This window comes from Xanthomonas sp. WHRI 7064 (genome assembly GCF_040202355.2).
Taxonomy (GTDB): Bacteria; Pseudomonadota; Gammaproteobacteria; order Xanthomonadales; family Xanthomonadaceae; genus Xanthomonas; species Xanthomonas arboricola.
In genome coordinates this window covers 1964795-1989427 of record NZ_CP167821.1, presented here as the reverse complement: position 1 = coordinate 1989427, position 24633 = coordinate 1964795, and the positions used below count along the sequence as shown (strand labels likewise).

Sequence of the window (24633 nt, the reverse complement as noted above, 5' to 3'; positions counted from 1 at the left end):
TTGCCTGGCAGCTGCGATCCGGGGCACTCCGGCCCGCGGATGCAGAGAGACTGCATGACACGGGCACGCAGCGAGAACAGCTAGACGCCAGTCGGCTCGTGAATCGGGCAGCGATTGAACTCGGAGCGGAATCGGCGCGAGGCTGCCATCACGATACGGCGCGCCCGGTTGATGGCGCCCAGCGGCCGGTGCGCGGCCAAGGCATGCCACGGCGAGAAGGCGATGCGGTCTTCCAGCTGCTGCGAGTTCTCTCCGTCCCAACCGGCCTGGCGCTCGACCACCACGCGCGCGACTGCCACAAAGGGGCTGATGGATTGCGACCACTCTATCGACGCATCCTCGACCGGCATCTTCTCCACGTCCCGGCACAGCTGCACGCGTAGCTCCCACTCGGCCGGGCTGTCCAGGGTGCTGATGGCGTGATGAACGGCCTCGCGCTGCGCGTCCTGGGAGTCGCCAACTTCCTGCCCATCGAGTTCAACGAGATTGCTGGACACCGGCGCCAGCGAGAACTTGGCGATGTAACGCCCGTAGAGGTACGGCACCTGCGAGAAAAACGTCTCGCCCAGCGGATGAACCTGCGGCTGTCCGCCCATCTGCTTGATGCTGCCGCTTCCCCCGCCGATCTTTTCAAGCGTGTGCTCGACACCCCGAAGCACTTTCGAAAGCGCCGCCTTGGCACCTGGCGCCTTTTCCGTAGTCGTCGCCAGCACCCGGAAATTACGCAAGAACCCGTCGGGACCGGGGGTAGTGAAGGAAGGGCCATTGACCATCAAGAAATCCTGGCTGTGCTTCTCGTCTCCGCCCTCGACACGCTCACCGCTGACACCCAACACCTTCAACGCCAGGGCGCGCGGGGTCGAGACAGCATCGCTCAGTTGTTCTGCAGGTGGCGATGACAGACGGATGTAAGCATCGTACTGCCCAGGCCCTGCAAACAGGCCTTGTCGCAGCTCTTCGGGCAGATCGTTGAATACGCTGAGTCTGGCGGTGAACAGGCCCTGCCCTTTCGCATGGACTGCGCGGTGCGCATGCCCCTCCTTTTCCGCCACGGTCGTTGCCATGTCAACGAACAGCGCTTCCAGGGAACGAATGGTTTCATGCTCACTGACGCTGGGCGTTTCCAGATCGGGGCGATATTCGACGGGCGCGTTCATGAGGTTCCTGGCTTTATGGCTGGTCAGGCCAATGTGCTACACCCGCTGTTTACGCTCCGTCGAAGCCGTAGGCAGTCACTTGTCGAGGGCCGCACGCCTACACTGGCCTGCCGTTGCAATGGCAATGGCTAATAGACGCGCGATCCAGCCTACGCCCGGCATTCCTTTCGTTTTTCTAGTCGAAGCTGCCGCTTCCTTGGAGAAACCCGCGGCAGTCCTCGCAGGCGGCTGATCTTGCTCATTTCATGAACAATTTATAGCCAGGCCACGCCCCTGATGTTTTTCCTCGTTCGCTGCCGCAAGGATTAACTTCCATCAGCACGCCGACACACAGTAATCACCGTTTGAAAGACGGCGGTGTTGTCGCGCTGGCAGCCTGCACCTGCACCGAGGTCAGGGCACCCGCTCAAACAACGCCATATCGCGTTGACCGTTCAAGAGCAGCGAAAGCGCGGCGCTGCCGTCGGGACGCATCTGCATCCTGGCTTGGCTGCCGCTGAGCCGCCGGCAGTAGCCGCTATCGTTGGCACCGATCCAGGCAGTCAAAGCACCTGCCTCATGCCCGGCATAGCGCAATTCCACTTGGCAGTCCCGAGGAGCGCCATAGCGCAGGCGACCGACCACATCACCCGGCCGGACCGCCGTCGCCACCAGGTCCAGCTGCGCCGACGTCAGGGCGTTTGAGCGCCAGCGCCCTCCTTCGGTCAACGCTGCATCGGCCTTCTGGTCCAGGGCAATGACGAGCGGCGCCTCGCGACCTGACAGCGTGAGCTGAATGCCTGATGCCACTCTATCCCCTGCCTGGAGCTGGGCACGCCCGCCGGAGAGCGCTTCGCAGAACTTTCGACCATTGCGCGACTGCAGCGCGTAATCGTCTGCCTGCGCACATTGAACGGAGGCTTGAGCTACGACTGCACGAACCGCACCGCGCTTCGTTACGAATACGTGCTGCAGGCGGACAACGGCTCGGCGGCTCGGCCGTCCAGCTTCAACCTGGATACCGAACTGCCCAGCGGCTGCGCCGGCCAAACGTCCAGCGCCTCCTACGCCAGCGTGCGTTCGGGATACGACCGGGGACATCTGGTTACGTCCAATCACATGGACTACAACGCCACCTACATCCGCCGCGCCAACCTGATGTCTAACATCGTTCCTCAGGTCGCCAGCTTCAACCAAGGCATCTGGGTGCGGGCGGAAGAAGTCGCCGAGTGTTACCGCGATATCGCCAGCGTCCAGGTCTATGGCGGGGTCATCTACAGCGACACGACCAACGATTACTTCCTGACAAGCCATGGCATCCGCACCCCAGATTTCTTCTGGAAGACCATCATCACGGCCAACCCTGACGGTGGCTCACGGGCCATCAGCTGGCTGATCCCGAACAGTGCCACGCTCGGGTCGCTGGACAGCTACATCGTCAGCATCAACGAGCTAGAAGACACGTTTGGCGCCAGCACGATTGGCATCTCAGCACCGGCCAACGTCAAGGCGATGCTGCCAGCCACTACTTGGCCGCACCCAGCGGTTGTGACTTGAGCTGAGTCTTTCGAAACGCAAAGAAGAGGCCCCGGCTGCCGGAGCCTCTTCTACCTTTTTCCCGAGCCAAGGCTGGCAGCTGCCGAACGGACAATCCATCAATCCCTAATTTTTTCTTTCCCCACTTGCGTCCGCCCAAGCTTTTCCTCAACCGCCGCAATCCTGGCTTCTTGCCGCTGCACATACGCAGGACCTTTACGCAGTCGGACGAGTATGCCGACCGCATAGATTGCGCAGCCATAAATCGATAGACCGAGGACAGCCAAAACTGCAACGAACCACCTCATTCCTCCTTCGAAAAACGCAAGAGGAGCATAGGCCGCTCCCACGCCCATGATTGCAAGGCAAAAAAGCACCTGTGTCAAAAGAAAAACAGAAGTCTTCGAGGAATCCCCCTGCAGATCCACTACTTTTCCAAGCTCTGCACGCAAAATCTTCAAATTCATTCGGTCACTCAAAAGACCAAGCCGTCCCCAGGCCCGCCCAAGTGCCCAACTACCTCCTGCCGCCAACAGCACAACCACAATACCGTTAAAGATGCTGTTCGCATCCAAGTGCAGGTCACCCATGGTCTCTCTCCTTAAAGTGTCAATGTGTTTTGGCTGTGTGCGGCTCCTCGCCTTAAAAGACGTGTGCCGGGGTCAAGTGGATCAGCCTGCTGTCGCACCAGAAGAGACGTGACAGCGTGAAAAATGTGCGCCAGTCAGCAGTGTTAAACCTTTCAGGCTCAACATCACTGACGGTCGGTCAATAACGCGCTTTCATCCCTGGCGTTGATCACTTCGCGCCTTAAAGACAAAGCAAGTCAACGACGGCCTCAACGCGAAAAGCCAAGCGCCCGCTACTCACTTTGAGGGGTCGGTTACATGGACCGCTATGACGGTCCTGGCAACATCCGCGGCGGAGGAAGTTACGTCAATGCCAATGGCGTCGGCGGCGCGGATCTCCCGGTATGAATCGGGAGCCATGTCTATCAGCCTTGAGGCATTGTTTGAGATGGCCGGAGCGCTCGAAGTGCCGCCGGCTTTTTTATTGGCCAGCAGCCCCGGTATGGCCGACGCAATCTTGGCGTTGGGAGAGCAAAGCGATCGACAGAAGGACCAACTGGCAAAGGACTTGGTGGCGCTATCTAAGCTGGAGCCCAAGGTGCGTGCTGCGCGCGTCCCAAAGCTATTGATGCCAAACGCTGACGAATAGCGGAACCAATGAGGCGCCCCGAGCCCGCTACTGCAGCGGAGCCACGTGCTATACAAGCATCTGGCACGGAGGCCTAGGGGGCCTGAGCATGGGACTTTATCTGCGCAAAAGCGTGAGGGTTGGACCTCTGCGGTTCAACTTGTCGAAGGGCGGGATTGGCGTCTCGGCCGGAATCAAGGGGCTCCGGGTCGGAAATGGTCCGCGGGGTAACTACGTGCACATGGGTGCAGGCGGCATTTACTACCGCGCAACCATCCCTTCGGGAGCCACGCGTCCTCGCCCGGTGTCACCACGCGGTTCCGTCCGTCCCGTGCCTGGTGCCCAGCACTCCCCGTCTTCACCCCCACAATGGCCTGAAATTTCGCGCACGCATGGCCCGATGGTCGAAATAGATTCGGCCGACGCGACCACGATTGTGGACTCGTCCTCGCAGGCATTGCTGGAAGAGCTCAATGCAAAGAAGAAGAGATGGCGCATGTGGCCAGGCGTCGCTATGGTTTCGGCGCTGGTGCTTTTGATTGCGGCTGGCAACGAAGCCCCGGACTGGGCGCTGGTTATGCTGGCTTTCTTCAGCATAGGAGCCATCATCGCAGCGTATTTGAAGGACCAACTCCGGAAGACGGTAGTTCTGATGTATGAGCTGGACGAGCCGATGGAGAAGGCATTGGAAGCACTCCACGCAGGAGCCCACACCATAGCCTCCGCTTATGCCACGTGGCACGTGTCCTCCCACGCCAAGGTCTTCGACCGGAAATACCACGCTGGGGCTGGAACCCTTGTTAAGCGCAAGCCGACGCGCTTTGCCTCAGCGCCGCCCCCATTTGTCAAAACGAACATCAAGACCATTACCGTCAATGTCGGAACCCAGGCACTCCATTTTTTCCCGGACCGTGTTCTGATCTACGACGCGAATGGCGTTGGCGCGGTGGGCTACAAAGAGCTACAGGTGCTGGTGTCATCCACTCGCTTTATTGAGGATGGCAGCGTTCCGCGTGATGCAACGGTTGTGGATCGGACATGGCGTTACGTCAATAAGAAAGGAGGCCCTCACCGCCGCTTCAAGGACAATCGGGAGCTGCCGGTATGCCAATACGAAGAGGTCGCCCTGCGCAGCGACACCGGCCTCAACAAGCTACTACAGATTTCTCGTCTGGGATCAGCCGCTGGGTTCGCCTCAGCCATTGATGGCCTATCCCGAGTCATGCCTAGAGAGCTGCCCAGCGATCGCCTCTGTCAGCAATGACTTTTAAAGAACCCCGGCAGCCCTAGCGTCTGCTGTCCTCTGTGAGAAATCTTCCACCGCGGCACTCATGGCTTCCTCTAAAGACCTGCGACGAGCCATCGCGGCCTGTCGCATCTGGAGAATGGCACTGCGGCCGGCCACCAGGTCTGCCTCGATTTGGGCCCTTCTTGCTTGAATGGTTCGATCTAGATCCGCGACCTGCCTGGGATCGATTGCTGAGTTCGGGTTGAAGTGGAATCGTGCTTCTTTTTCCTGCCGCCACTTCATAAGGCGGTCGGTCAGCGCGGGCCCAAACCCCGGAACGTTTAGAACCGCATTGCGATTCACATCTGCTGCCGTCTCGATGCCAAACGATTCCAGCATGACTTTCTTCGCCGCCCCGATGCCCGGAATAGTGGCTCGCTCAATCTCGAACTGATCCAAGAACTGTTTGCGTGCGATCTGTTCGCGATTGTTGGACAGCGCTCGATAACGCCTTTCTCGTTCCGCCTGCAGACCGGCATGCTCATCCCGCAACGGACGAAGCTGATTCTGCTTCGCTTGGAGCTGAGTGTCCGCTTGCTCTTGCTTCCATCGAGCGACGAGCCCGTCGTATTGGGCTTTCGCTTGCTTATAGCCGGACGCCAGTGGTGCCAGGTCCGAACGGCCTCGGCTGTTGACCCACGCGCCCATCGCCCAGCCCAGACACGCCCACACGGGGGCTAGCACCGCAGAAAGCGCGATGCCAAGCACCAAAATAAGCAGCCCCACCAGCCACCCTGTCGTTTTCCAGAACGTGCGCCGGCTGCCCAATGCTTGAATCTGGGGATTGGCAGGCACCGCCTTCACCTGAGGCAGCGCATGCATGGGTGGCAACACTGCTGTCGTGATATCTCGCCAAATCGCATCCAGGTTGAAGGGACCGGAGGCCAGCTTGGGGATGACGACCGCTGCACCGCCAAAGAGCGAAATCCCGGCGCGTTCAATTGGACACCATGGGCACTCAGACAGTCCATCAAAATAGAAGTGGGACGGCCTGGAAGAACACCGCTTGAAATGCTGCTCCAGCCTGGTCAGCGCTTGAACCCAATCCTCTGCCTTGGGACGCCCACCCGGCTTAGCTCCCTCGGTGCCGAACGCCCTTTCCCACAGATCTGCAACCCAAGGCGACGCTGCGGCCGGCGACGCACTCAGCGGCGGAGGGCTCATACGTGTCCGAGCAGTGTCTTTGCCGTAGGCGTAACGGAACTCCGGGATCGCCTTTTCGATAGGCATATCGCCCGGCCCATTGTATCGGCCAGCAAAGGGATGCCGACCATTCATGAGCATCTGAAAAATCAGGACGGCCAGGCCGAAGTTGTCGTGGTTGGCGGTTCGTGTGACTTGTTTGAAGGCCTTTCCGTGGAGCTCGGGCGGTGTGAAGTCCTGGACGCCGACCTCACAGAGGAAGGTGCGCCCTTGATGCGAAATCTGGAAGCTGTCTGTGTCGATCAGCTTCACGGTCGCATCCGGTGACACCCGCACACCGCCGTGATTGACGTCCCCAACCAAGTGACCTGCTTGGTGGATAACCGAGAATGCTCGCGCAGTGTTCAAGGCGGCACGAACCACTAGCCTCCAGTCTGCCTGGGGAAAGTCCGCCAAGCGGCTTTTCGGACTGTAGAGCTTATGTATGTCCTTCGACGCACGAAGGTTGGCCATGACAAAGCCACAGACCTTGCCATCGGATTGCCGCAGCACGTCAGTAGGCCAGGCAGTGAGCTGATCCAGCGCAGCGGTCCGAAGGGCAGCCATGGCCACCAGCTTGTCGGCTCTCTCGCTGCTTACCGCAGCCAAATAGATCTTGGCAGCCGAGTCCGGCCTTCCCTCGACCTCGAAGACCGTTCCCTCTCCCCCTTTGCCCAGTTGCTTTCCCAGCCGAACTGGTCCGGATTTACCAACCAGAGCAGGTGAAACCACTTAGGCGTCCTCTACTGGCGCCGGTGCGTCTGGCAGCTTCGCCAGCCGACTGGCAAGCAGGAGCGTCTTGTCGTCGTCCGTCCGCTCGCAGATCACTGGCGAGGCAAGATAGGCTTCCAGCTTAGAGGACAAATCTTCGCTGTAGCCTGCCCCCTCTAAGGCACGGACCGGCGCGAATATCTTGTCGAAGAAGGGCGAATGAACGCTCTGCGTGGCCTGGTGGAGCACCAAGGCTTCTATGCCATCGGTGAACACCGCGACCTCATCCACCGCGCCCACATTGCAGGAGAACTCCGCGTTCAATACGGCGGCCGGATCGGTGACGAAGACGGTCGTGTTGATGTATTCCCCATGCTGCGGCCAAAACACATAGGCCCAATCATCGCCGCGAGGGCGTATAACAATGGCCCCGTCGCCCACCTGGAAGAAGCATGTATGCGTCGGGGAGACGATAGCCGCCACCAACGTGCAAGCATACTCTCTGACCTCCAACCCGTCGGCCGCAGCCCTGTGCGCAATACGGGTCGTAACGCCGGCGAGCCAGTTCAAGACCACGTCCCGCGTTATCTCTTCAACGCCATGGCCGTCTTCAAAGTAGTTGCGCACACAGTCCCGAATCTCCGACGTCGCTAGCTTCGCACCGGTCTCTGATTGAGATGCACTTCCCGCACCATCCGACGCCACCAAGAGCACGGCTCCGTGCTCTGGAAAGAATTCCTGTTCATAGGCGTCCTGGCAATCCGTTCCAAACTTGATGTGGGATGTGCCAATGGATGAGGCCGCAACGACGCGCCAATCCTGGAGATTCATTACACGCTGGCCCAGCCGTCCGGGGCTGCGGGGTTGACCAGAGGCACATTATCTCCAGGGGTCGAACGGGACACCGCGCTCATTGAGTTGGACAGCCATTTGAACAGTTCCTTGAACTGGAGGCCCTTGAGATGCAGCGGTGCACGCGAGGAGATTTTGCCAAGAGTGTCCATGTCTGCCCCCTGCACGCCAACCGCGAAGAACTGGAAGTTCTTCGTTGCTTCCCCTTCCCGGACCAAAGCTGCAGCACGTTGCCATGCGTCGGTCGGCGAACCATCGGTGATGAGAAACACCCAAGGTCGGTAGTAGGAAACGCCGTTGGCTTTGTAGATCTCCTTGCGTTGCCGAACCATCTCCAAGCCTTGCTCAATCGCTGCGCCCATCGGGGTGTCCCCAGTGCACGACAGCACGGGAGGATAGAAGCTATCTGCCGTGACGAAATCGGTCACGGTCTGGACTGGGCCAAACGTGACAATGGCGACCTCCACTCTCTTGGCAGCGAGCGAGTCCGAGTTCAGTTCTTCCTGGAACTGCAGCAGGCCCGCGTTGAGCTGCTCGATGGGCTTGCCGCTCATGGAACCTGAGGTGTCCAGCAGCAGCAGACAGGCGCACCGGTTCTCTGGGTTCTCCGCAAAATCGCTGGCGCCAAAAGGCACCTGTTCAAAATCGTTCATTACGCTGGATCTCCCTGTCCATTGGTTTGAAGCGCCATCATAGCTCCGCCAATCAACCCAATCTATGATGGGCCATGGTGACTCGCCCTACCCCTACCTCATTGCCAGCTTGGGCACCGCAAAAAACTGCGGATTGGGCTCCCTTAGCTGTTTCTGCAGTGATTATCTTGACCATGACGGTAGCGCTAGCGCTTCGCACTGCTGATGTAGAGCGCGCACCAGATAAGACGACAGTAGAAACAGCAGCGAACTCATCAGTAACGCCTCCGTTGAATGCAGGAACCCCTACTTTTTCGACCGAGCGCGCAGGTTCCCTAAGGCTGGTGCCCACCACTCAGCTGCCGCCGGTAAAGCAACCCCTGCAGGCCGACGAGCGATGCCCTCTTTCGTCGCTGCCCAACCCATCCTCTGAGGCCAAGGCGGCTATCAACGCGGGCTGGCATGTCAGTGCGGACATGACGTTCAAAGGATTTCGCTTCGTCATGGTGGACGCCGGTGCGAAGAAGGCTTCCGCTGGCTGCATGGCTATTGGAGCCAGCGCTTTGGTATTCAATGCCCACGGCCTCATTGCCATTGCTTACGATCGAAACGCCAAGCAGTCGTCCAGGTTGAGTTCGTTAACCATCGGGGAATCTGGTGCCTTACAGCTCGGAGCCTTGAAAGGACCACTTGCCGAGGTCAGGGTCAGTGACCAGCAGATCGCTCTCAAGTCGATAGCCACGAACAAGTCGAAACGCGCTTCGCGGTGATGCAAAACATGCCCGCTATCTCGCCATAGCACTCATCGCAGCAGCATGCCCGCCAAAACTGGGAGCCATGCCTGCCTGGTGCTACTCCGCACAACCGGTTTTTCTGGTAGTTCTCGCTCAGCCTGATCTTCCTGGCTCCGTCAGGCTCGGCGGGACTGCGGAAGGCGGAGTTCTCCATCCACAGGTGGCCTATGTAGCACAGCTGCAATACCAAGCTTCAGCTGAGGACAGTCGTTGTTCTGAAATCGCTACAGATGCTGGTCTTGGTTCTGTGCCTGTAATTGAGTGGATAAAATTTGTCTCCATCCACATCGTGGGAGCCATACCTTGGGCGTCAGAAAAACATGGCACCAAACTATTCCAAGGCTTCCAAGTCGACCTCATGTATCTCCAGAGCTTGGCCATCCTCGAACTCTATCGAATAGACCACACCTTCTGGAAACGCTTGGAAATATTCTCCAGCAGGTCGGCTCTCAAAGACTCCAACAACCCACCCATTGGCGCCTTGTCTAGCTGATGCGCTAGCACCGCTTATCACACGAACCCGGTCGTCATAGTTGAACTTCGGCATTAATTATCCTCTCGCTTTTCAGGGATTGGCGGGTTTAGCGGCAAGTGCGGATTTCCCGTGTCATCAGTTACACCAGGGCGATGCCCGTGAGGTCCCTGAGCTTTTGGATCAGATTGTCCCTTGTGCCCGCCTTTGTCCAAACGCGTTCCTGTTGGCCTGCCATCTTGACCGAGAACCTGCTGATATCTACCGTCAGGCGAGCCCTTTATCTGCTCTCCTTGTTCAACCGGGATAGCGTTGCCGTCACCATCTACTACGATGACGGGGCTGTCCACCGGGCCATCATAAGGATTGTTGCTAGTCTGTGGCTCCCCACTTTGGGTAACGTTTGCAACTGCTTGGATTGCCTGGACGTAGGCGATTGCGATGTCCAAGACTGCGGTCTGCATAGTGATGGCGGTGTATCGCGGGAAATCGACTGCCCAGAATTCGTAGCCGTTACGGCTATTGATGTGGCACTTGACTCCGTCACATTTGACATCTCGCCCATCCGGATCTGTGAAGCGATACGGATTGTTATTAGCATACCAATAGCGATTAAAATTCGCCGAAAAAACCGAGTCCGCAGCCACCGGATCCACGCTCAGGAACCGCCCAAGGTCCTGGTCGTAGTAGCGCTGCTGCATGTAGGTCAGCCCGGTCGCACCATCCATGGCATGACCGGTGTAGCCGATGCCATCGACCGTCTTACCGATGGGGCTGCCGTAGGGCTGGTAGTCAGTCCTTTCAACTACTTGACTGGCAGCGTCGGTCACCGCAATCGGGCTGCCCAATGCATCGGTGTGCTGGAACTTGATGGCCCCTGCATTGCGCGTGGCGAGCAAGCTCCCGTTGAGGTAGACGTATTCGGTGTTGCCCTTGCCGCGCACCTCAGCGTAAAGCAGCTGTCCCGCCTGGCTATACGCTTGTATGTTCAAGGTAGATAAGCCCCCAGATAACACCCGACGTCCATAAGCGTCGTAGCGATAGGCCTCTTTCCCTGTCACGTCTCTCAGACGATTTCCATAGTCGAACGCGTAGGCCTGGCCGTTCTTGTTCTTCAAGTTGCCCTGAACGTCGTAGTTCAGGCCGATTGTCGTGGACCCTTCATTGCTCAGGATGTTGGTGAGGCGGTTCTTAGAGTCATACCAGTAGTTGTTCTCACGCACACCTGGGAGCTTGGCGGTGAGGATGTTGTCCAAAACATCGTAGGTGTAGTTGTTCCAGTTGCTTCCACCAAACCGCTCAGACCCTGCTTCCATCAGGCGATCCAGCCCGTCATACCCCATGTAGCGGTTGAAGCCTGAGCCTCTTTGCTGGTCGAAAATAGCGCTGACGTTCCCGTTGGCGTCGTATTGATACTCGAACGACGCAACGTTGTAGTCCCGCACTTGCTGGGGCATCTGACGCCCGTTGAGCACGAGCGAGTGATTCACACCGTTGCCATAATTGAACTGGCTAGCCGCACCATTTGGGTAGTAGGCAATCCCAGTGGCGTAGTTGTTTCCTGCCTGGTCCCGCACGGCCGTTGGCTGACCCAGCGCATTCGGCGAATAGGTCACTGTTGTGCCGGTGGGATAGCTTTGGCTCGCCAATGCTCCATTGGCGTCGTAGCCGTAGCCAAATGACCAACTGATCCCTGGCTGCTCAACCACCTCAGACAGCAACTTCCGTCGTTTATTGTAGTTGTAGGCGTTGACGACTGTCGTATTGCCCGAGTCATTGACCGTGCTTACGCGAGAAGGAAGGCCATCTGGCGTGTAGTCCCAGTTCTGATCGCCGTTGCGGTCCGGAAACTGCAAGGTCTTGAGTCGGTTGCGAGAGTCGTAGGTGCGGGCGACACGCCTTCCACTGTTCGCTGCCGCATCCAGATCACAGCTGGTCGTGCTCGGAAGGTCCAAGCCGCTGGCCGACCAAGCCAAGTTGCCAGCCGCGTCGTAGGCCATGACCGTGGCGCCGCTTTCGGGCTCAATCACCTTGCACAGCTGCTGGTTCGCGTCGTAAACGTAACTACGGGCAGCAAGCCCGACGCCATGTTCCACCGGCGGCGGAGCCACCACCTGCACGACTTGATTACTGGACTCATTACCCAGATCACCAGCACCATCGCGCATCCGCCAACGCAGGTTGTAGCCGCCCGCACCCAAAGGTGCCCGGAGGCTGAAATTGAAGTCCACGCTGCCACCCGGCGGAACGTCCGACGGCAGGCCGATTTCGCCTGGAGACCACCCGCGTGTATCGCCAACCAACACTGCCCGATAGCTCTGCCCTTGGCGCCAAGTGACGTTGCCCGTATTGGTGAAGCGAACCGAACCGTTATACGAACGACCCGTCGAGAGCTGTGCAGGCATGTTCTGGGAGGCAAACGCAGCACCACGCTGAAGCGCTGGAATTGCTAGGGCCCCTGACCCATCAATGAGGTTGTTCCCTCCGCCAACCGGTGACAGACCGTGAATGTAAAACGACTTGCCTCCGTAACTGCGGATTAGCTCGTCGGTAATTGGGATAGAAAAACGATAATTGCCTCCCGATGCAGCACATGCTCCGGCAATGCCACCATCGCTGGGAAGGTTCGCGCCTGCACTTGCTACCATCGTCCCGCTGCCGGCGGCTCCGCCCGCATACATGTGAACCTCGATGGATTGGCTCAATCTGGTCGAGCACGCCCACCCAACGATCGCTCTGTTGTTGTCAATGCCATCGATTCTTCCTTTGACGACCGATGCCGGCACCGCCACTGCCCCGGAACCCGCGATGACATTGTTTGCGCCACCGATGGGTGAAAGGCCATGGATGTAGATCGGCCTTCCACCGTGGCTTCGAATCAGGTCTTCCGTGATGGGAATGGAGAAACGGTAATTACTCCCCGACCCCGAACAGGCACCAGCAACGCCCCCTTCGCTGGGAAGGTTGGCTCTGCCGATGGCAGCAAGACTGCCGGTTCCATAGGCGCCGCCCGTATACATATGGATATCAACCGACCGGGCCAAGCCAGTCGAACACGCCCAGCCGACGATGGCGTTGTCATTCTGGATTCCGTCGATGTTGCCTTTGATAATCGATGCAGGCACAGCGACTGAACCTGACCCAGAGATGGTGTCGTTCCCAGCTCCCACTGGCGATATGCCGTGGATGTGGATCGACTTCCCACCGTTCTGGATGATGAAGTTCTCATCGATGGGAAACGAAAACCGATAGTTGCTGCCAGAAGCGCTACAGGCATTTGCGATACCAGCATCACTTGGCAGGGTAGCCGCGGTGGCTCCAGCGAAGGTTCCCGAGCCAGCAGAGCCGCCCAGATACATATGCACATCGACCGAGCGGTTCAAATACGTTGAACAGGCCCAGCCAGATATTGCGTTGTAAGTGACGCTTTCGATGCTGCCTTTGATCAGCGAGGGAAGCACCTGAATAGAAGAAGCTCCAAACGCTCCGAACCACTCTTTTCCCTCCTGCACCATTCGCCAAGCAAATGAATACTGGCCTGGCGTAAGTGGCGCGGTGACATTGAAATTGAAGGTTACGTTACTTCCAATCGAGACAGCACCTGGCAGTTCTATCCTTGAAATACCCCAAGGACTGACAGGAACAGAGCTGCCGCCATATCCAAGCTTGTGGCCGATGCTTGAACCCCACACTTGGTTGCCCATGTTCTGGTAGGTCGCGCTGACCGCATACGTCTGCCCAACGACCATCTGGGATGGCACGTTATAGCCCACCCAGCGGGCCTCGTTGTCTGGAACGTCCGGACAAATGTTGCCTCTACCCGCAGGGCTGCCGTCTGGACATTGGCGAGCTGCGTGCGCAAATCCCGGCAACACGAGGAGTAGAAGAAAAACGAGGCAGCCTCCAAAGGTCCGAAGAGCCCTGAACTTGCCAGTGGAGCCAAGAACGTAGAACTTCGTCCTTTGACCGATTGCATCCATGCATTGAATCATTGGGCACCCCGCTCGATCTTGACCGCCTTGCCGAAAACATCGCGAGCAATATTGGTCCTGCTGGACTCTGGTAGCTGCACCCAGACAGGTGCGTCATAGATCGGTTGATCGAACACCTGGTAACCCGTGCGCGTCTGAGCACCACGCGGATTGGTAACCAGGGTTTGAGCGCCAGGCAAATACTGCGTGATCGTGGTCAGCAGTCCCTGCTCACTGTCCTGGGATACGGCCGTGGGCCGACCCACTACGTCGAACTCTGTCCAGACTCCGGTGTTGGCGGTCTCGTTGCCACTCGGATAGGAAGCAAAGATAGTCCTTCCTTCATGGTCGTAGACGAAGCGCTTGACCCGGAGTGTCCCCGCAACGTTTGCCGCATCGTATTCCCGCGTCAGTAGCGGCTGCCACAGTGCATCGAAGTAGGTAACTTTTTGTGCGTTACCAGTGGTCACAGTCTGGCGCCAATGGCCGGCACCGATGCCGTATTCGTCGCCACCCACTCGCTCGAACGCCTGTGCAGTCGAGTTCCAAGCGGTGCTGTCGCCCGATGGGTAGTTCGTGGCGTTCACCCGCCCCATCGCGTCGTAGCCATACGTCGTCGCAAATCCATTCTCGTCGTTGGTCTGACGGATCCACCCATTGTCGTCCACGGATGCGGACTTAGCCGTGCCATCGGCATTTGCAACGGTCTGGGGGATGCCACGCTTCCAGCCAGACAAGGTTGTCGCGTTTCCCAAGCCATCCTTGACTTGTGCCAGGGTCCCATCGGGATTGTAGGTATAGGTTGCGACCAGCTTCCCATTGCGCCGTTCCGTTTGGGGCAACGCATTGCTGCCGTAGTCGACTTGAGAGGTAACAATGCCGGTGTTGATGTTGCGAGCGATGGCGGTCTGTCCCAACACCCACGCACCGCGCTCATCGTAATACGTGGTTTCGTCGGTGCGGCTGTGCCAGGGACTGAAGCGTTCGATCCGCAACGGACGAGCAAACTCATCGAAACACGGCTGCCCATTGCAGTCCGCAATCCGCCACACGAACTGGTCGCCCTTGTCGATCGTGATTACCTGACGCACGGGCCGCTGCCTGGCCGCCACCGTGTTATCGCCATAGTTGCCACCCGGATACATCGTCCGTGCCGCATAAGGAGCCGCATCAAATGCAGCGTAATCGGTCATCCGCGTGCGAACGGCTGTAGAACCATTCCAACCGAAGTCCTGCTGGAGTAATAAGCCTTCGTTGGACCAATAGCGATTTCCAAATCGATAACGCGTGGCCTGCCCTGCAGGATCCTTGACGGTGATGTCCCGAGTAATGGGCGAGCCAGCATTACACTCAACGTATTTGGTAGGGTCGAGAGGATTTGGGTTGGGACTTGGCTGCCAGCAGTTGTTTGGTGTGCCGTAGTCATACGTCCAGGTGAGGCCCTGCGACGGCAACCCGGGGCCGGAGATACGCCGACTGGTAACTGCCATGACATAGAACTGGTAGGGGATGTCAGAGTAGGCTTCTTCTCTCCTGCAAACCCTGGGCACCCACGACCGGCCCATCAGCATGGAATTGATCGTGTAATCGCTGCGAGCACCGGTGGGAGCAGTAATGCTTCCCACTCTAGTGCCACCGGACCAAGGGCGTATGTTGTCGCAGCCCGGCGGCTGGCTGTAAGTTACGCGTGCAAGAGACAAGGCGACCAAGTCAAAAGTCCAGCTGCTGCCGTCAGGCAGCGTCACTGTGTCCAGGGTGTCGCTGTAGCCGTAAGACCAGGTTCGCCCGCCAGTTGTCACGGAGGTGATGGTGTTGCCATTCCCTCCGGCATACGACAGGTCAATGCGACGCCCATCGCTTGCAACAATGCTTAGAAGCTGCCACGGAGCACCGGGATTCCAGTTGTAAACCACCGTGTTGCCGAAGCGATCGGTCACTCGCGTGGGATAGATCAAGACCTCCTTGCGAACCAGGATGTAGTTGTTAGCGACCATCGGAACGATTCCACCGACGCTTGCGGTGGTCATCGCCGCACCTGCAGAAAGGGCCTCTGGGCCAGGGGAGGACTTAGCCAACGCTGGATAGGAGCGCGTGACCATGTGGTTGAAGGCATACACGCTGCCTTGCGTGTCAACCAATTCAAATCCTTCACCACGCACTCCCGATTCGCTGGCTCCATCCAACGACGCCAGACAACGGATAGCAGAGCCGTCTTTTAGAACGATGGGATAAGTGCGTCCATCGTCTGGACGAAGGGCTTGAGCAGAAGCTCGCAGCAGCTCCTGATCGCCGCTTCCAGGGCGGTAGAGAAAGTTGCCGCGCCAGAACTCGGAAGACTCAAAGATCCCACCTTGGTTTTGGGCAGCGGGGGGCACGCTGTAGCTGCTGCACCGGTTGTAAGCGGTGTCTCTGGTCCCATTTATTGCCCAGCCGTCTGGCGCGGTGTTGCCGCCTGGAAAGGCGAAGACCCCGTGCATGTTGGGAATGTCCAGGTCCCAGAGTTTGAAGTGCCCCCTACTCGGACTGCCCACCGTGAACCGACGGCCTATCCGGACTTGGAGTGCGTTGTTGCCCTTCAAGTCGACGTCGGTCTGCGTGATTTCCATCGACCCGGTATAGAGGTTGATGTTGTCCCCGAAGAGCTTGTCCCCCGGACTTGTAACCACAGCTCCGGACTGAATCAGCTTGCCGTAGTCGTCGTAGACGTTCTCGGCCGATCCTGCTACGGGCATGATCCCTGCCAAAGCAGCCAGTGCAAATCCAAACGCGCGCATCTGGCGCGGCTTTGTGCCCGATTCCATAGCATCTTCCAAGTTGATCACTGACCGAGATCCGGGTAGACCTCATCGCTCCCACGAACTAGCGCCCATGCGAAGACAAGGCATGGCAACGCATGCCCAGTAAACCTATCGGCAGGTGTTCGTGTTCAAAGAATGCGGAGGGTGCGCGAAGCGCGACCGCGAGGTCATTCCCCAATACCCCCACGCGCATTAGAGTTGCTCGGCGCCAGTTTGATGTCAACTGCCTGCTATCGGCTACCCACCGTTGAGGGAGCTAAAACGCAGGACCACAAATTTTTGACGTTATGAGGAATGCTTACGAAAGGCGAAACTAAGGGTCGCCCTCCCTATGCTGGATTCAGAAAACCCTGACACTGTCATCAGCGGTTATCTGACACGGACCCTGCGTCACCCCATCACTCGCCCAGTTGGGCCGCCTTCGGCTGTCCGCATTGTTCCGCAGGTCGCTAGCTTCAACCAAGGCGCCAAGTGTCAGGGAAGACGTCGCCGAGTGCTACCGGGACATCGCCAGCGCCCTGGTCTACAGTGACGTCATCTATAGCGACATCACCAACAACTACTTCCTTTCCAGCCACGGCATCGGATGCCAGACTTCTTTCAGAGAATAATCATTACGGCCAACCCCAGCGGCGGCTCGCTGGCCATCAGCTGGCTGATCCTCGACAGCGCTACGCCCGGGTCGCTGGACAGCTACATCGTCAGCATCAACGAGCTAGAAGACATCTTGGGCGCCAGCACGATTGGCATCTCAGCACCGGCCAACGTCAAGGCGATGTTGCCGGCCACTACTTTGGCCGCAGCCGAGCGGTTGTGATTTGAGCTAAGTCTTTCGAAATGCAAAGAAGACGCCCCTACTGCCGGAGCCTTTTCTTCCTTTCGCCGAGCCAACGCTGCCAGCTGACGAACAGACAATCCCATCAATTCCGAATTTTTTCTTTCCCCACTTGCGTTCGCCCAAGCTTTTCCTCAACCACTGCAATCCTAGCTTCTTGCCGCTGCACATACACGACTGACCCTCTTTTGGATCGTGTAGGTTTCGGGCAGCGTCGAGCCTTTGAGGGTCGCCAGGAACGCGTCCCGGGCCTTTCCCAGCGTCATCGTCTCGATGGCCGGCGGAGATGACAGCCGAACCGGGCTGGACTTATGCGGCGCCCCGGAATGTGGTGGAAGCGGTTACTGGGAGTCGCGGCGGCTGGGCGCTTGCCACGCCCCCTTGCTTACAACTCCATCAACTGCCGATACAACTTCAGGTCTTTTGGGCTATCGATCTACCACTGCTCGTTTACCGTCCCATCCGGTTAGCGGGTGCGATTGAGCGTCAATTCTTGGAGGTTCTCGGCGCTCGCTAGGCGAGCGATTAGGGGGTCGGCGTCCGGTTTGCCGAGCTTGGCCACGCGTTGATCCTTCGACTGTGCGAAGAGCCGAGCATAGCCCGCCCCAAGCACCACCGCACGCACATGCGCTTGCGCCAAGTCCTTCGTTTGCAAAGTGCGTTTGATAAGCCGGCAGCCCATCACGGTTTGCAAATCGACGGGCACACGTTGGACAAACGACCAACGACCGGTCGGAGAACGGCTCAGATGATGAGGGATGCGCATGCGAGTGTTTCCTCTGCATGCTTCCTGCCTTCCAATCCAACCAAGTCAGATTTTTATTTTAAAAACTAACGGCTTAGAAGTGACTGGCGGAGAGAGTGGGATTCGAACCCACGGAAGGTTTGACCCTTCGCCGGTTTTCAAGACCGGTGCCTTAAACCGCTCGGCCATCTCTCCGATGCTGCCTTGCGTGACCGCCGAAGGTGTCGGGTGATCACGCTTGCGCCACGCGCGATGCGGGTGACGTGTGTCGATGGACTCGGCTTTACGCGGTGCCATCGACCCGGGATTGCTCCCGGGCGCGCATTCTCGCATGCCCGGACGCGCTTTGCTAAGCGCCGCGTGTTGTTGAGCTGCACAGCTCAGCCAAGCGGTTCCGCTTGCCGGGTTACGCAGCGTTCTCGATTACGCAGTGCTGCCAAGCGACAGCGCTGATGTGCCGACGTCGACGACCAGGCACAGCGCTTAGCCGGCTTCAGCCACCAACAGGCACGGCGCTCAGCCGGCTTCCGCCACGGCCAGGCGCGGTGCGGTCGCGGCCGCACGCTTGAGCTTTTCGGCCAGCTCGGCGCAGTTGCCGCCGCAATCCAGGCGCGAGCGTTCGATTTCCTGCGGCAGGTGCTCGGCCAGGAAGTCGATAAACACCCGCACCGCCGGCAGCAGGCCGCGGCGCGAGGCGAACACCGCGTGGCAGATGCCTTGCGGCAGCGACCAGTGCGGCAGCACCACTTCCAGCTCGCCGCTGCGCACTGCCTGGGCGCACACGGTTTCCGGCAGCATGGTGATGCCGAAGCCATCGCGCGCCATCGACTGCAGCAGCGGGAAATCGAAGCCGGCCAGACGCGGCTGCAGGTCCACGCGGCGCATCTCGCCATTGGGGCCGTGCAGTTCCCAGCGCTGGTGGGCTTCGTCCTCGCTGGTGCTCATGGTGGTGTGGTTGGCCAGCTCGCTTGGGTCCTTGGGGCGCCCGGCGCGGTCCAGGTATTTGGGGCTGGCCACCAGCAACTCCTGCACCTGGCCGAAGCTGCGCATCACCAGGCTCCCGTCGTCGTCCAGGCGCGAACGCACACGCAGCGCGATGTCGTAGCCTTCGTTGATGACGTCGACGCGGCGATTGCTGATGTTGAGCTGCAGCCGCACCTTGGGGTACTTGGCCAGGAATTCCGGCAACAGCTTGGGCAGCTGGATCTGCGCCAGCGAGACCGGAACGCTCACACGTACGAGACCGCGCGGCTCGGCACTGAGACGATCCACCACCTCGCGCGCGGCCTGAGCTTCGGCCAGCATGGTCTGCGCGTGCCGATGCACGCTGGTGCCGACGTCGGTGACCGCAAAGCGGCGCGTGGAGCGCTGCAGCAGGCGCACGCCCAGATCCGTTTCGAGCTGGCTGATACGGCGGCTCAGGCGCGACTTGGGGATCCCGAGCGCACGCTCGGCCGCGGCGAAGCCGCCGTGGTCCACCACCATCGCAAAGTAGTACAGGTCATTCAGGTCGTGCATGGCGCAGGCATCCATGGATAGAACGATAAGTGATATTTAATCACCTTTATTCCAACAGAGCAACGACCTGATACATCAGAAATGTAGTTCCTTGCAGCCAGAACATCGAACTCTTGTGCACGGAGCTCCATCGTTTTCGCCGCCGCTACGCGCGGCACCCAGCGCAGATGTCGGCGGGTAGCGCTCGCAAGATCCGCCAGGGTCTTCCAGGCAATGCAACAAGCCGTGCGCCATGGAAATGCAAACGGGGCCAGTGCCGGCCCCGTTCTCGATCAATATTTTTAACAGCTACCCCACCGCAACCTGGGCAGCTAAGCGGCAGCGAGCAACATGCTCAACAAGGCTGACGAGCGAGCCGGAGCTGGCAGTCGCCAGTCGCCAGTCGCCAGTCGAGACTGCCTGTCCGCCTGGAATCGAACATGAAAATGCACACCCATTCCATGCATCGGCCGCGCCCGTCTGGACACCGCGCAGCCGGTGCCTCAGCCGCTCTTATCCGATCCGCTCGAGCCCGCCCATATATGGACGCAGCACCTCGGGCACATCGATCGAGCCGTCGGCGTTCTGGTAGTTCTCCATCACCGCGATCATCGCGCGGCCCACGGCGGTGCCGGAGCCGTTGAGCGTGTGCAGCAGCTCCGGCTTGCCGCTGGCCGGGTTGCGCCAGCGCGCCTGCATGCGCCGCGCCTGGAAATCGCCGCAGTTCGAGCACGACGAAATCTCGCGATAGGTGTCCTGCGACGGCAGCCACACTTCCAAATCGTAGGTCTTGATCGCCGAGAAGCCCATGTCGCCGGTGCACAGCAGCACCTTGCGATACGGCAGGCCGAGTTTTTCCAGCACCACTTCGGCGCAGCGGGTCATGCGCTGATGCTCGGCATCGCTGTGTTCCGGCGCGCAGGCGGTGACCAGCTCTACTTTTTCGAACTGGTGCTGGCGGATCATGCCGCGCGTGTCGCGGCCGCCGCTGCCGGCTTCGGCACGGAAGCACATCGAATGCGCGGTCATACGCAATGGCAGACGCTCGGCATCGACGATTTCGTCGCGCACGATATTGGTCAGCGGCACTTCCGAGGTAGGAATCAGATAGCGGCGCGACTCGCCCACTTCGGTCTGAAACAGGTCGTCCTCGAACTTGGGCAGTTGCCCGGTGCCGCGCATCGATTCGGCATTGACCAGCAGCGGCACATTGGTTTCTTCGTAGCCATGCTCGCCGACATGCAGGTCGAGCATGAATTGCGCCAGCGCGCGGTGCAGCCGCGCGACCGGCCCGCGCAGCACGGTGAAACGCGCACCCGACAGCTTGGCGGCGGTCTCGCCGTCCAGCCAGCCGTGCGGCGCACCGAGTTCCACATGGTCCTTGACCGGGAAGTCGAACTGACGCGGCGTGCCCCAGCGCGACTGCTCGACATTCTCGCTCTCGTCCCTGCCCTGCGGCACGTCGTCTGCGGGCAAATTGGGCAAGCCCAGCGCGATGGTCTCCAGCTTGGCGCGAATCACCTCCAGCGCTTCTTCGGAGGCTTTGAGCTCATCACCGAAACCGGCCACTTCGGCCATCAGCGCAGTGACATCCTCGCCCTTTGCCTTGGCCTGCCCGATCGCCTTGGACTTGGAATTGCGCTGACTCTGCAGCTCCTGCGTGCGCACCTGGATGCGCTTGCGCTCGCTTTCCAGCGACTCCAGTTCCGCAGTGTCCAGGGAGAAACTGCGCGTGCTGCGCAGGCGCTCGGCAAGGTCGGCGGGATGTTGGCGAAGCAGGGCCGGATCTAGCATCGGGAGTCTGTGTGTCGGTAGGAAGCGCGAGATTATCGCCTGTTCCGCCACCTGCTGCGATCGATTCACCGCTGCTATGCCAGAATTGGCCCGATCCTTCAGGTGAGCCCTATGCCCGCGCCCCGCCCTGCGTCCGATCGTCAGATCGTCCTGCGACTGCCCCGCCACACCCTGAAAATTGCCGGTATCGCCTTCGTTGCCGGCCTGCTGCTGTTCCTGCTGGTATGGGCCACCGGCCGCAAGGACGACTTCTACAAGGCCTCGCCGGCGCAACCGGCTGCAGGTGCGCAGGCCGACGACAACATCCAGCCGTTGCCCGCACCGCTGCCGGCCCAGGACGGCGCCAGCGACATGCCCCAGGCCAAGCCACCGGAAGAGACCCCGACACTGGTGGAAACTGCGCCGCCAGCCCCGCCCGCGCCGACGCCCTTGCCGGAGGACGCGGTTCCCGGCGCGCCGGGCGCAGCACCGGCAAACGCCGCGGCGGCCGCAGGCGGAGATCGCCCGGTGCCGATGCAGGGCCAGATGCCGCCGCCACGCTATCCCTCGGCTGCCTTGCGTCGCGGCGACGCCGGCGATGTGGTGGTGCGGGTGGACGTAGACGCAGCGGGCAACCCAGGCGGGGTGACGCTGGTGCAACGCAGCGGCTCGCGCGATCTGGACCGCGCCGCGATGGAAGCGGTGCGTCACTGGCGTTTCCATCCGGCGCAGCGCAACGGCCAGCCGATTGCCGGCAGTCTGGATATCCCGTTCGAGTTCAAGCCGGCGCAGTAAGCCCGGCCGCTGAGCCGCGTCGTGCGTACCGCAAACTGACGACGGCCGGACTACCGCAATCGACGAACATCACTGCGCGTTAACCGGACAAAGCGGGTCGAACCAGACCTTGACTCGGTTTGACCAAGCTGAATGTCTACCGCCGTTTAAACCTTCCTGAGCGCCCTGCCTTAGCTGGGCCTCAGGCAAGGCCGACCAGACTGGCCACGTCATCCCAAAGATGCGCCAGGAGGCCGGCCATGTCCTTCATCTCCAATCCTTCGTCACACCCTACCCAGGCACTGCCGCCCCGCCCCGTGCATGCGCAAGACCGTGCGGGCGACGACACGGCCGACGGCGCCTCGCCGTGGCTGTGGGCGACCCTGCTGGCGCTGCTGGTGGTGGTGCCGACCTGGTGGTGGGCCCGCCATAGCGATGAATCGTTTGCGACCGATACGCGCCCCGCGCCTGCGGCCAGTCGCCAGATCCTCCCGACCTCGGATGGCCCGCGTGCGATGACCATGATTGCGCACCAACCCGCGCGCGCGCCGGTCAGCACTGAAGAAGCGATTCCGCTGCCGGGCAATGCGATGCCGAGCTACCCGTCGGATATCGCGCAGGCCGGGATCGCAGGCAGCCGCACCGCCCGCCTGCAGTTGGATGTGCAAGGCCGGGTGAGCGATGTGAGCATCGTCGATCGCAGCGGCAGCAACGACCCGCGCCTGGATGCAGCGGTGATGGACAGCTTGCGTCAGTGGCGTTTCGAGCCAGCCACCCGTGACGGCCATGCCGTCGTCAGCAGCGTGCAGGTGCCGGTGGAGTTCACCGCAGAGCGCTGAGCGGGATCATCAACCAAGTTGGATCGTAATAGCGCCGTGCTGGCTGCAACGCGGCATCTAAAAGTCAACTGACAGGCGTCGCCACTCACGACGCCCTTCGATCGAGCAGTCCTCATCCGACGAGCAGTCCTCAACCGGTAAGAGAACTGCCCGCTTTTCCTACCGAAGCCGTTTCGTTACTCAGGTCGTTTCGAGCCCGAAACCGGCGCCCCGCGCCAGGCTGTCGAAGCCCGGGAACGAGGTTGCGACATTGGCCACGTCGTTGACCCGCACGCTGCCGGTGGACAGCTGCCCGGCAATGGCAAACGCCATCGCGATGCGGTGGTCGCCGTGGCTTTCGATCACGCCGCTGCCGATGCTGCCGCCGTGAATGGTGGCGCCATCAGGGGTTTCGTCCACACGCACGCCCAGCGCGCGCAGCCCGATGGCCATGGCTGCAAGGCGGTCGGACTCCTTGACCCGCAATTCGGCAGCGCCGGTGACCACCGTCTGCCCGGTTGCCGCAGCGGCGGCCACAAACAGCGCCGGGAATTCGTCGATCATGTCAGGCACCAGCGCTTCGGGAATCTGCGCGCCTTGCAGCGGCACGTAGCGCACGCGCAGATCGGCCACCGGCTCGCCACCATGTTCGGCATGACGTTCTTCGGCGATATCCGCGCCCATCAGCCGCAGTGCCGCCAGCAACCCGGTGCGACGTGGATTCAGGCCCACCGCACGCAGCAGCACCTCCGAACCGGGAATGATGCTGGCTGCCACGATGAAGAACGCCGCCGACGAAAAATCAGCAGGCACCGCGATATCGGTGGCGCGCAGACGCTGACCACCGCGTAGCCGCGCCTTGCCGGGCGAGAAATCGATCTCAACCCCAAACGCGGACAACATGCGCTCGGTGTAATCGCGGGTGGGATGCGGCTCGCTGACCGACGTCTCGCCCTGCGCATACAGGCCTGCCAGCAACACCGCGGATTTGACCTGCGCGCTGGCGACCGGCGAGACGAAGTCGATGCCATGCAAGGTCTGGCCGCCGTGCACACGCAGCGGCGGGGTGCCGTCGTCCTCGGTGTCGATGCGCGCGCCCATCTGTGCCAGCGGGCCGGTCACGCGCCGCATCGGGCGCTTGGACAGCGACGCATCGCCGACCAACTCGCTATCGAAACGCTGCGCGGCCAGCAGGCCGGTGAGCAGACGCATGCCGGTGCCGGCGTTGCCACAGTCCAGCGCCTGGCTGGGCGGCTGCAGGCCATCCACGCCGACGCCGTGCACGATGCGCTGCGACGCCGACGGCGTGTCGATGCGCACACCGAGCTGGGCGAAAATGGCCGCGGTGGAGCGCGTGTCTTCGCCTTCGAGAAAGCCGTCGATCTGCGAGACGCCATCGGCCAGCGCGGCGAACATCACTGCGCGGTGCGAGACCGACTTGTCGCCAGGAATGGCCAGGCTGCCCTGCAATGCGCTGCCCTGCCGGGCGATCCAGTGGTGCGTGCTGCTGCTCATGCGTGTGATCCGATTGCTGCGGCATCGCCCTGTGCGGCGATGCGCGTTGAAGAGTGTCGTGGCGCTACCGTCACCTCGGCCGGTGACGGCGCGCCCGTCGGGACTGC

General features: G+C 60.3%; 16 protein-coding genes, 1 tRNA gene and 5 pseudogenes. 9 read left to right on the top strand and 13 right to left on the bottom strand.

The features are described 5' to 3' along the window. Positions 1–80: 80 nt before the first annotated feature. Positions 81–1157 (bottom strand): catalase family protein, encoded by a 1077-nt coding sequence (locus ABQY74_RS08655; protein WP_349794324.1) that lies wholly within the window; start codon positions 1155–1157, stop codon positions 81–83. A gap of 393 nt (positions 1158–1550) precedes the next feature. Further along, a pseudogene (locus tag ABQY74_RS08650) lies at positions 1551–2042 on the bottom strand (hypothetical protein); the annotation flags it as partial. Here ABQY74_RS08650 and ABQY74_RS08645 point away from each other — a divergent pair. Next, a pseudogene (locus ABQY74_RS08645) lies at positions 2007–2698 on the top strand (DNA/RNA non-specific endonuclease). The pseudogenes ABQY74_RS08650 and ABQY74_RS08645 sit on opposite strands and share 36 nt — an antisense overlap. 93 nt (positions 2699–2791) lie before the next feature. Here the strand turns inward: ABQY74_RS08645 and ABQY74_RS08640 are convergent. Beyond that, positions 2792–3262, bottom strand: coding sequence for a hypothetical protein (locus ABQY74_RS08640; protein ID WP_349794326.1), 471 nt, complete (start codon positions 3260–3262; stop codon positions 2792–2794). Positions 3263–3659: 397 nt separating this feature from the next. On the opposite strand from ABQY74_RS08640, the gene ABQY74_RS08635 reads away from it, so the two are divergent. The 3 genes and pseudogenes from ABQY74_RS08635 (at position 3660) to ABQY74_RS08625 (ending at position 5133) form a co-directional block, all read left to right on the top strand. Next, positions 3660–3890 carry a hypothetical protein gene (locus ABQY74_RS08635; RefSeq protein WP_349794328.1) on the top strand — a complete coding sequence of 77 codons (231 nt, stop codon included), beginning with the start codon at positions 3660–3662 and terminating at the stop codon, positions 3888–3890. 88 nt (positions 3891–3978) lie between these two features. Beyond that, a pseudogene (locus tag ABQY74_RS08630) lies at positions 3979–4077 on the top strand (DUF4236 domain-containing protein); the annotation flags it as partial. 192 nt (positions 4078–4269) lie between these two features. After that, the gene (locus ABQY74_RS08625; protein WP_349794360.1) at positions 4270–5133 is read left to right on the top strand and encodes a hypothetical protein; all 864 of its coding nucleotides are present in this window, start codon (positions 4270–4272) and stop codon (positions 5131–5133) included. A 3-nt stretch (positions 5134–5136) separates the two neighbouring features. Here the strand turns inward: ABQY74_RS08625 and ABQY74_RS08620 are convergent, their stop codons facing one another. From ABQY74_RS08620 to ABQY74_RS08610, 3 genes are read right to left on the bottom strand one after another with little or no spacing between them, the layout of a single operon-like run. Further along, positions 5137–7071, bottom strand: a complete 1935-nt coding sequence (locus ABQY74_RS08620) for a hypothetical protein (RefSeq protein ID WP_349794331.1) — start codon at positions 7069–7071, stop codon at positions 5137–5139. Next, positions 7072–7881 carry a PP2C family serine/threonine-protein phosphatase gene (locus ABQY74_RS08615; protein WP_349794333.1) on the bottom strand — a complete coding sequence of 270 codons (810 nt, stop codon included), beginning with the start codon at positions 7879–7881 and terminating at the stop codon, positions 7072–7074. It abuts the gene before it with no gap. Next, positions 7881–8555, bottom strand: a complete 675-nt coding sequence (locus ABQY74_RS08610) for a VWA domain-containing protein (protein ID WP_047128354.1) — start codon at positions 8553–8555, stop codon at positions 7881–7883. The genes ABQY74_RS08615 and ABQY74_RS08610 overlap by 1 nt, the downstream gene beginning before the upstream one ends. Before the next feature lie 158 nt (positions 8556–8713). Here ABQY74_RS08610 and ABQY74_RS08605 point away from each other — a divergent pair, with 158 nt between their 5' ends. Together ABQY74_RS08605 and ABQY74_RS08600 are read left to right on the top strand one after the other, a co-directional pair. Beyond that, entirely contained in the window at positions 8714–9304 is a 591-nt protein-coding gene (locus ABQY74_RS08605; protein ID WP_349794336.1) for a hypothetical protein, read from the top strand. Between the two features lie 184 nt (positions 9305–9488). Further along, positions 9489–9821 carry a hypothetical protein gene (locus ABQY74_RS08600; RefSeq protein WP_372470069.1) on the top strand — a complete coding sequence of 111 codons (333 nt, stop codon included), beginning with the start codon at positions 9489–9491 and terminating at the stop codon, positions 9819–9821. Between the two features lie 53 nt (positions 9822–9874). Here the strand turns inward: ABQY74_RS08600 and ABQY74_RS08595 are convergent, their stop codons facing one another. Both ABQY74_RS08595 and ABQY74_RS08590 read right to left on the bottom strand, forming a co-directional pair. Then, positions 9875–13780, bottom strand: a complete 3906-nt coding sequence (locus ABQY74_RS08595; RefSeq protein WP_372470068.1) for an RHS repeat domain-containing protein — start codon at positions 13778–13780, stop codon at positions 9875–9877. A gap of 8 nt (positions 13781–13788) precedes the next feature. Beyond that, entirely contained in the window at positions 13789–16584 is a 2796-nt protein-coding gene (locus tag ABQY74_RS08590; RefSeq protein ID WP_349794362.1) for an RHS repeat domain-containing protein, read from the bottom strand. 418 nt (positions 16585–17002) lie between these two features. Between ABQY74_RS08590 and ABQY74_RS08585 the strand changes: the two are divergent. After that, positions 17003–17396: pseudogene (locus ABQY74_RS08585) on the top strand (DNA/RNA non-specific endonuclease); the annotation flags it as partial. Between the two features lie 193 nt (positions 17397–17589). Here the strand turns inward: ABQY74_RS08585 and ABQY74_RS08580 are convergent. From ABQY74_RS08580 to serS, 4 genes and pseudogenes are all read right to left on the bottom strand, one after another. Next, positions 17590–18170: pseudogene (locus ABQY74_RS08580) on the bottom strand (DUF6538 domain-containing protein); the annotation flags it as partial. An 84-nt stretch (positions 18171–18254) separates the two neighbouring features. Beyond that, positions 18255–18344: transfer RNA gene (locus ABQY74_RS08575), tRNA-Ser, on the bottom strand. Between the two features lie 321 nt (positions 18345–18665). Next, positions 18666–19682, bottom strand: a complete 1017-nt coding sequence (locus ABQY74_RS08570; protein ID WP_016903391.1) for a LysR family transcriptional regulator — start codon at positions 19680–19682, stop codon at positions 18666–18668. Positions 19683–20159: 477 nt separating this feature from the next. Next, positions 20160–21440, bottom strand: coding sequence for a serine--tRNA ligase (gene serS, locus ABQY74_RS08565; protein ID WP_349794342.1), 1281 nt, complete (start codon positions 21438–21440; stop codon positions 20160–20162). Between the two features lie 111 nt (positions 21441–21551). Between serS and ABQY74_RS08560 the strand changes: the two genes are divergently transcribed. Next, the gene (locus tag ABQY74_RS08560; protein WP_161961420.1) at positions 21552–22214 is read left to right on the top strand and encodes an energy transducer TonB; all 663 of its coding nucleotides are present in this window, start codon (positions 21552–21554) and stop codon (positions 22212–22214) included. A gap of 350 nt (positions 22215–22564) precedes the next feature. After that, positions 22565–23032 (top strand): energy transducer TonB, encoded by a 468-nt coding sequence (locus ABQY74_RS08555; protein WP_039514370.1) that lies wholly within the window; start codon positions 22565–22567, stop codon positions 23030–23032. A gap of 180 nt (positions 23033–23212) precedes the next feature. Here ABQY74_RS08555 and aroA read toward each other — a convergent pair whose 3' ends face one another. Then, the gene (gene aroA / locus ABQY74_RS08550; RefSeq protein WP_349794344.1) at positions 23213–24526 is read right to left on the bottom strand and encodes a 3-phosphoshikimate 1-carboxyvinyltransferase; all 1314 of its coding nucleotides are present in this window, start codon (positions 24524–24526) and stop codon (positions 23213–23215) included. Positions 24527–24633: the final 107 nt, after the last annotated feature.

What these genes read in the sequence shown, in the direction of transcription:
- ABQY74_RS08655 (WP_349794324.1), bottom strand. Translation starts at nt 1,157, where the DNA reads ATGAACGCGCCCGTCGAATATCGCCCCGATCTGGAAACGCCCAGCGTC.
- ABQY74_RS08640 (WP_349794326.1), bottom strand. Translation starts at nt 3,262, where the DNA reads ATGGGTGACCTGCACTTGGATGCGAACAGCATCTTTAACGGTATTGTG.
- ABQY74_RS08635 (WP_349794328.1), top strand. Translation starts at nt 3,660, where the DNA reads ATGTCTATCAGCCTTGAGGCATTGTTTGAGATGGCCGGAGCGCTCGAA.
- ABQY74_RS08625 (WP_349794360.1), top strand. Translation starts at nt 4,270, where the DNA reads ATGGTCGAAATAGATTCGGCCGACGCGACCACGATTGTGGACTCGTCC.
- ABQY74_RS08615 (WP_349794333.1), bottom strand. Translation starts at nt 7,881, where the DNA reads ATGAATCTCCAGGATTGGCGCGTCGTTGCGGCCTCATCCATTGGCACA.
- ABQY74_RS08610 (WP_047128354.1), bottom strand. Translation starts at nt 8,555, where the DNA reads ATGAACGATTTTGAACAGGTGCCTTTTGGCGCCAGCGATTTTGCGGAG.
- ABQY74_RS08595 (WP_372470068.1), bottom strand. Translation starts at nt 13,780, where the DNA reads ATGGATGCAATCGGTCAAAGGACGAAGTTCTACGTTCTTGGCTCCACT.
- ABQY74_RS08570 (WP_016903391.1), bottom strand. Translation starts at nt 19,682, where the DNA reads ATGGATGCCTGCGCCATGCACGACCTGAATGACCTGTACTACTTTGCG.
- serS (WP_349794342.1), bottom strand. Translation starts at nt 21,440, where the DNA reads ATGCTAGATCCGGCCCTGCTTCGCCAACATCCCGCCGACCTTGCCGAG.
- ABQY74_RS08560 (WP_161961420.1), top strand. Translation starts at nt 21,552, where the DNA reads ATGCCCGCGCCCCGCCCTGCGTCCGATCGTCAGATCGTCCTGCGACTG.
- aroA (WP_349794344.1), bottom strand. Translation starts at nt 24,526, where the DNA reads ATGAGCAGCAGCACGCACCACTGGATCGCCCGGCAGGGCAGCGCATTG.